Origin of the sequence: Vibrio sp. OPT46 (genome assembly GCF_015163535.1) — a bacterium.
Classification (GTDB): domain Bacteria; phylum Pseudomonadota; class Gammaproteobacteria; order Enterobacterales; family Vibrionaceae; genus Vibrio; species Vibrio alginolyticus.
Window position 1 is genome coordinate 27,842 of record NZ_JADDYG010000183.1, and the last position, 6,351, is coordinate 34,192.

Annotated in this window: 6 protein-coding genes; all 6 read right to left on the bottom strand. The window is 41.0% G+C overall.

Annotation, left to right across the window (positions count from 1 at the left end; translation table 11 throughout):
• Positions 1-1,202, bottom strand: a 1,202-nt coding sequence (locus IQR33_RS32640; RefSeq protein ID WP_228013810.1) for an AAA family ATPase, incomplete at its 3' end; no start/stop codon positions are given.
• A gap of 9 nt (positions 1,203-1,211) precedes the next feature.
• Positions 1,212-2,345 (bottom strand): exonuclease SbcCD subunit D, encoded by a 1,134-nt coding sequence (locus IQR33_RS08555; RefSeq protein WP_193837713.1) that lies wholly within the window; start codon positions 2,343-2,345, stop codon positions 1,212-1,214.
• A 361-nt stretch (positions 2,346-2,706) separates the two neighbouring features.
• Positions 2,707-3,546: an NAD/NADP transhydrogenase subunit beta gene (locus tag IQR33_RS08560; RefSeq protein WP_193837714.1), complete on the bottom strand. Its 840-nt coding sequence runs from the start codon at positions 3,544-3,546 to the stop codon at positions 2,707-2,709.
• The gene (locus IQR33_RS08565) at positions 3,547-3,837 is read right to left on the bottom strand and encodes a PAAR domain-containing protein (RefSeq protein WP_017633637.1); all 291 of its coding nucleotides are present in this window, start codon (positions 3,835-3,837) and stop codon (positions 3,547-3,549) included. It lies immediately after the preceding gene.
• 11 nt (positions 3,838-3,848) lie between these two features.
• Complete coding sequence (gene tssI, locus IQR33_RS08570) at positions 3,849-5,684, bottom strand: type VI secretion system tip protein TssI/VgrG (RefSeq protein ID WP_053303677.1); 1,836 nt, start codon at positions 5,682-5,684, stop codon at positions 3,849-3,851.
• A 49-nt stretch (positions 5,685-5,733) separates the two neighbouring features.
• Positions 5,734-6,213: an Hcp family type VI secretion system effector gene (locus IQR33_RS08575; RefSeq protein WP_005375967.1), complete on the bottom strand. Its 480-nt coding sequence runs from the start codon at positions 6,211-6,213 to the stop codon at positions 5,734-5,736.
• Positions 6,214-6,351: the final 138 nt, after the last annotated feature.

Genomic DNA, 6,351 nt, shown 5'->3' on the forward strand with positions numbered 1-6,351 from the left:
AGTTCTATGTACTGTTTTAACGTTGCTTCAAATTGTTGTTTTTGTTGATAACCCGCCGTTATTTTACTTTCCAAATTGTCTTTCTCGACCAACTTGTTTTTCATACTTTCAAGCTGATACTGCAGTTGCGTTAACTGCGGGACCTTTGCCGCGGCCTCTTTTGCACTTTGCTGCAAGTTTTCTTGTTCTCTCGCAACGACATGAGCTTTTTCGAGACTCTCTTTCAAAGCTACGATTTTTTGCCTAAGCTCTTGCGTTTGAGCTTTTGCATTTTGTAATGAGATGTAGGGCAACTCTATCTTATTGGCATTTTTAGCGTTTTCTAATTGCTGTTGACGAGCTTTTATCGAATCTGAGTGTTCTAGATGCAGCTTGAGTGCGCTTTCTGCTTGCTCTCGTTTCGAAAACTCTCCATTCAAGGTTTCCGCTTTTTGCAATTCAGATTTAGCAGTATTGAGCTTATCTAACGCTGCTTGCTCATTCTTTTTATTAGACTCTAATTGCTTAGTTACTTGTTCCAGTTGTTGTAATAGCTCTTGTTCAGAACTCGCTTCTGCAACTTGTAAAGCACCTCGAATTTGATTATCAAATTCGCCTTTCGCTTTACTAATTGCACTCGCTTTATCTTTGAGCGCGTACTCAATTTTTTTATATATGTCAGTTTGAAAGAGCTGGCCAAAAATTTCTTCACGCTCTTTAGAGCTAGCAAGCAACAGTTCTCGGAATTTTCCTTGAGGCAACACCATAACTTGACGAAATTGAGTTTCATTCAAGCCAATAATATTGCTAACTTCAGTTTTAACCTGAGTCGTCTTGCTGGTGATAAGCGTTTCAGTCTCACCGAGTTCATAAAGAGCCGCAGTGTGCTTTTTAATCGTCATCCCTTCACCACGGGCCTTGGGCGCTTCCTGCTCAGGGGATCGAACAACTCGGTATTGTTTGCCGTGTAACGAAAATTCGAGAACTACTTCGGTTGGTAAATCTTGCGCGGATAAGTCACACCGCATCTGAATACCTTGTCGCTCATTACCTGTGGTTTCACCATAAAGGGCGAAGCAAATGGCATCTAAGATCGACGTTTTACCTGAGCCTGTAGGACCATTAATCAAAAACAGAGGGTTACGGCCAAGCTTTTCAAAGTCAATGACTTCGGTTTTTGCAAACGGACCAAAGGCTTGCATGGTAAGTTTAATTGGTTTCATCTTTGGTCCCTATTGCTGTGATAATTGCTTAATAATGTCAGTAACAGCTTGCTCTTGCTCTTTAGACAACTGGCTATCTTGCGCCTCAATAAAAAAATCTCGGAACATATCAATTTCGCTTCGCGCCAACTTTGCTTGCGCCATTTCCTGCTCTACCCCAATTAACATGCCAGGTTTCTCAAGGTGTAAAACGTTTGGATAGACTGAACGAAGTTTTTCCATTGGGTTTAAAATCGCATGTTTATCCATCAAGCGAACTAACAAATAATCTTCATTCTTAGGGTCTGTTTTGCCTTGCTCAATAACTTTATCCAGCTCGCCCTCTACAATGCGCATTTCATGAGGAGCCGTAAGATCAATATGCTCTGCAGAAACAAATCCTTTCTTGTCCAGTTCAACTAACGTGAAACCTTTTCTCTGGTTCTGTTCACCAAAGCTATACTTCATGAGAGAGCCAGAGTAACGGATATTCTCTGCGCCTTTCTTTTGAGGCTGATGCAAATGACCAAGTGCGACGTAGTCAAAATCTAAGAAGTGTTCATGACTCACGCGATCAGAACCACCAATAGATAATGGTCGTTCAGAGTCTGACTCGATAGCCCCATCAACAAAACAGTGACTCACGAGCACGCGCTTTTGCTTAGAGATAAAGCGCTCTTTAATTTGCTCAACAAGCAATTGATGAGCCTCATCATGAGTGGATACCGAGGCTTTGTAGGCAAACCTGACCTGTTCAGGGTCGTTATAAGGCATACCATAAAACGCGACCTCGTCCGCAGAGTCCGTTTTTATGATGATGGGAGTGAGCATCTCTTCAAAGTTGCTAACAATATGGAGACCTGCATTTTTCATTTGCTCTGAGCCGAAACCTAACCTTTCTGCACCATCATGGTTGCCAGATATCAATATCATTGGTGTTTCTAACTCGGTACAAATGCGTTTCACGACTCGATTTAACAGTTCTATTGCAACCGTTGGTGGCACCGAACGGTCATAGATATCTCCCGCCACTACAACTGCATCGACGGGGTTGCGTTCAATATAGTTAATCAGTTGTTCGAGTACTGCTTGTTGATCTTCGAGTAGTGATACGTTGTGGAATTGTCGACCAAGATGCCAATCTGAGGTGTGGATAAACTTCATTCGAATTCACTTTCCGCCAATTCTATGAGTAGGCTTGCTTCTGTCAGAGTCCATGTACCGTTTATAAAAAGGAATGCGTCACGGGTGGGATCTCGAACAAGCCAAAACTCAAGTTATTTTATTTCGGTAAGGATATCTTGAGTCGAACAGCTTTTCATGTGGTTTGTGTTCTATGGCTGGCTATTTAATCAGAAAGCGAGAAGAACACTGTAAAAACGCGGTGAGCAAAGCTATTTTGAAAAGCAAGCTGCGCCTAGTCATTGTCCAAACATCATTAAAGGGCCAGTTTCGAGTCAATCCCCCATAACATTTGCATCACTAAAACCTCAGCTACTACTAGAAGGAAAAGCAATAGCCAGACCTATTCACTACGCCAATTGTATATTACTCCTACCGCATAGCCATCTGACTCGATGTCCGCTTGCAACACGTGAAAGTCTGGGCAGGGGCTGCTTCTTTGAAGCTCATCAATCACTAACGCTTTTAAAACGCCGCCACATGCACCCAATCCGCCAAGTTTGATATCAACAAATTGATACTGAGTTTGATCGGTCACCCACGGAGACAAGAATTGCATTGAGTTTAACCATTGCGGTTCTTCCTTATTAACGGATAAATACAATTGACTGAGTGGATGTTCACAACTTACTCCTAATTGCTTAAACACCTTGTCCACGGCGATGCGTTGTTGTTTGGCATCTAAATCAATTCGAACAACATCAGGCACAAGACCTGAATGTCGAAAAAAACACTTGGTTAAAATGATAGAGCTTTGAGGTTTGACATGCCCTTCTACATCACTCGTAACCTCTATAGCCAGTATCCAAGTCGCTTGCGTTTCATTAACTTCACGATTTATCCGATTTAGTGCCATCAAAAATGCAGCTTGGCCATAAGGATAAAAGTAAATTTCAGTATTGACAGTTTGGTCAACGAAAATAGAAAGCTCGCTTATCAATGCTTTAAGCAAACTTTTGTCCACCGAAGATGGTAAAAGAACACAGAGATTCTCCTTGATATCAGCTTGCTCAAGACTCTCGCGCTCAGAGCGCACGAGGCTTAATATATGCTCATCTATTGATTGAGCAAAGTCAGGGGGTCGGATTTCCTCGGACAATCTAAAAGAATCATCAGCTATCTCGCGAACGGTGTGTGAACGGCCATTAAAGGATAGAAGATGCGTTTGAAATGCGAGTGGCATCTAGCCTCCGATTAAAACCGTAGGCATACCAGATAGAATTTTGCCACCATGAGACGTTGAATCGCCGACTCTCGCGGCTGGTTTACCGTTGATTGTTACGCTAGAAGAACCTGCTGAGATACTATCCGGAGGACCGATACAAATAAGCTTGTCGCCTTGTCTTGCCGCAGGTATCCCGCCAATCGTTACGTTTGCTGAACCAACAACGACGGGACCACCGACATGCGGTATCTTTCCTGTTTTTTTAGGGCAAAGATGAAAGCTGCCCAAAATTGCGGCTGGTTTACCCACTTTAAATCACCTTAGTTCAATGAAATTTGCCCAGCTTTAAGAGCAATAGCTGAGCCGTTAATGGATATTTTATTACCTTTGATATTGATTTCTCCAGAGCTAGACATCTGAATAGAAGCACCACCTACTTTGATCTCGACGCTCTTTCCTGCATTAAAAGACAGTACTTCACCCGTTTCATTCGAAAAGTTTTTACCTACTTTCAAGCTCGCGTTCTGACCAACCTCTTGATTAACATCATTGGTCACTTTTTCGGTTTTACTGTTTTCAACGGCGATATCAACACAGTCTTCAACTAGCATTTGGAACAGTTTTTCAGCATGAAGATAAATGTGCTCTTCACCAGGCTTATCATCGAAGCGCAACTCATTAAAACTGGATGTACCTTTTTGTACAGAGCGTGATTTATAACCACTCTGAGAACTTTGCTCTGGTAAAGCGTAAGGAGGGAGTTGACTACCGTTATATAGTGACCCCGTAACGATTGGTTGATCAGGGTCTCCGTTAACAAACTCGACGATGACCTCTTGTCCGACTCTAGGGTGAAACACCGACCCCCATCCGTTACCTGCAATATTTTGCGCAACACGAATCCAACATGAACTATTTACATCGTATTTACCAACACGGTCCCAGTGAAACTGAACTTTGATACGGCCATGTTTGTCTATGTAAATTTCACCATCTTTGTTCCCCGTAACTACTGCGGTTTGCAAACCTTTCATCTGAGGTTTCGGGTAGTTAACTGAAGGACGCAGGATTGTCTTTGAGTCAACACAACTAAACGAGACTTTGACACCTTGCGCACCGGTCCCACCTTGACCAGTCTGGTTATAAACAGCAGCAGACAAAAAAACAGAAGACAGTACATATTCTTTGCCGACTCGAGATTTATCTTCATGCTTTTTAAACTTGAAGCACTTGCCCACACTGAATGTTCTGCACGTAGCCTCGCCACGACACAAATATGCATTTTGCTGTAGTGCTTCTATTGCATGCGTGTTTCTTAGTGCGTATTGATCATTGCTCTCCATTTCACCCATGTATTCAAAATACTCGCTTCCAGGTACTGTAAAAAAATCACTTTCACCCTTTGCAGTATTTTTAGGATTCGAAGAAGGCTTGAGCATGTTATAGCCTGACTTTTGACTCGCTTTAGTAGTCAGAATTTGCGTTTCATGCCAAGAAGAAATGTGGCTAGATTTCGCCGTACCTGTATCAAAATCGACTAAAAACTCAGTACCCGGCTTATAAAAACTGATGTCATCAAAAATACTGAGCGTATGGGCAGACTTAGTATGTGTAAAACAAAATGATAGCCCCTCCTCCGATAACAGACGTCGAACAAATTCAAGATCTGATTCTTCATATTGTACTTTGTATGTGTATTTAGGATAGGACTTGGTTAACTCAAAACTAAAGGCAACACTATGCTCCGATAGTACTTCAGAGATAATTTCCTTTATATCTTTATGCTGAAATATTCTGCAATTTTTTCGATATTCAGCGAAACGTAATTTAGGCTCTATTAATAATTCTATGTTTTTATAATTTTCGCCTTTATGTGTATTAGAAACCCTTTTCCCTTCTAATCTTGCAGCAGAAACATAACCATGCATATAACGAGGATTTGAAGAAACATCCTCATTATTTTCAAGGGTAATGGTAACTTCCTTACCAATAATTTCGTTTAACTCACTTCGTTGATCATTAAAGTAAGCTTTAGCACGCAATGAAAAAAGTTCTGAGATCTCTTCTCTATACTCAAACGAGTTTAGTATGATGGCATCTTTACCGAATGGCGAAGAAATTCGGATGAAATTGTTATCTTGAGTTGCTCTTTTCATTAAATACTTCTTTCAAAAAAATGCGGAGGAATACTCCCCCGCATGAAAATTACATTTGTTGACCTTTAACACCGCTGTAGCCGTATACCAATGGAGCAGAAGTGTTGTTCTTATCGTCAGTAGGAGTCACTGTCATCATCATTTCTGTGTAAGAAATTGTGATAGTTTCAACTGGACGATCGTCTTGGATAGAAACTGAGTAGTTAGAAATCATCGCATCAGTCAGTTCGATCTTCATGATCTCTTCAACCTTCTCACCCTGCTTAGTAATATGGAAAACCGCTGGTTTACCTTTACCAATCGTCGCTTCTTTAAATAAGTCAGGAGAAGAACGGTCTTGAAGTTTAGTGATAGTCAAATCATATAGACGAGTAGCGCTCGCTTCACGGTCCATCGCTGTACCAGTGTATGATGAGATCTCACGACCTACACTCCAATCTACAGATAGTAGTGTAATCAAATCTTTGTATTGCTCGGCTGTTGCCTCACCCTTAATATCTGCGTATTTAAGATACGTATTAGACTGCATGCTAATCTCCTATAGCATTATTAATTGACATATATCGTAGTAATTTAATTATCTGACGTTTGGTGATAATTAGTGATTAATGTATCAAAAACTTCATTTTAAATACGCCCTGTTATATCTTTAAATAAGATTTAATTT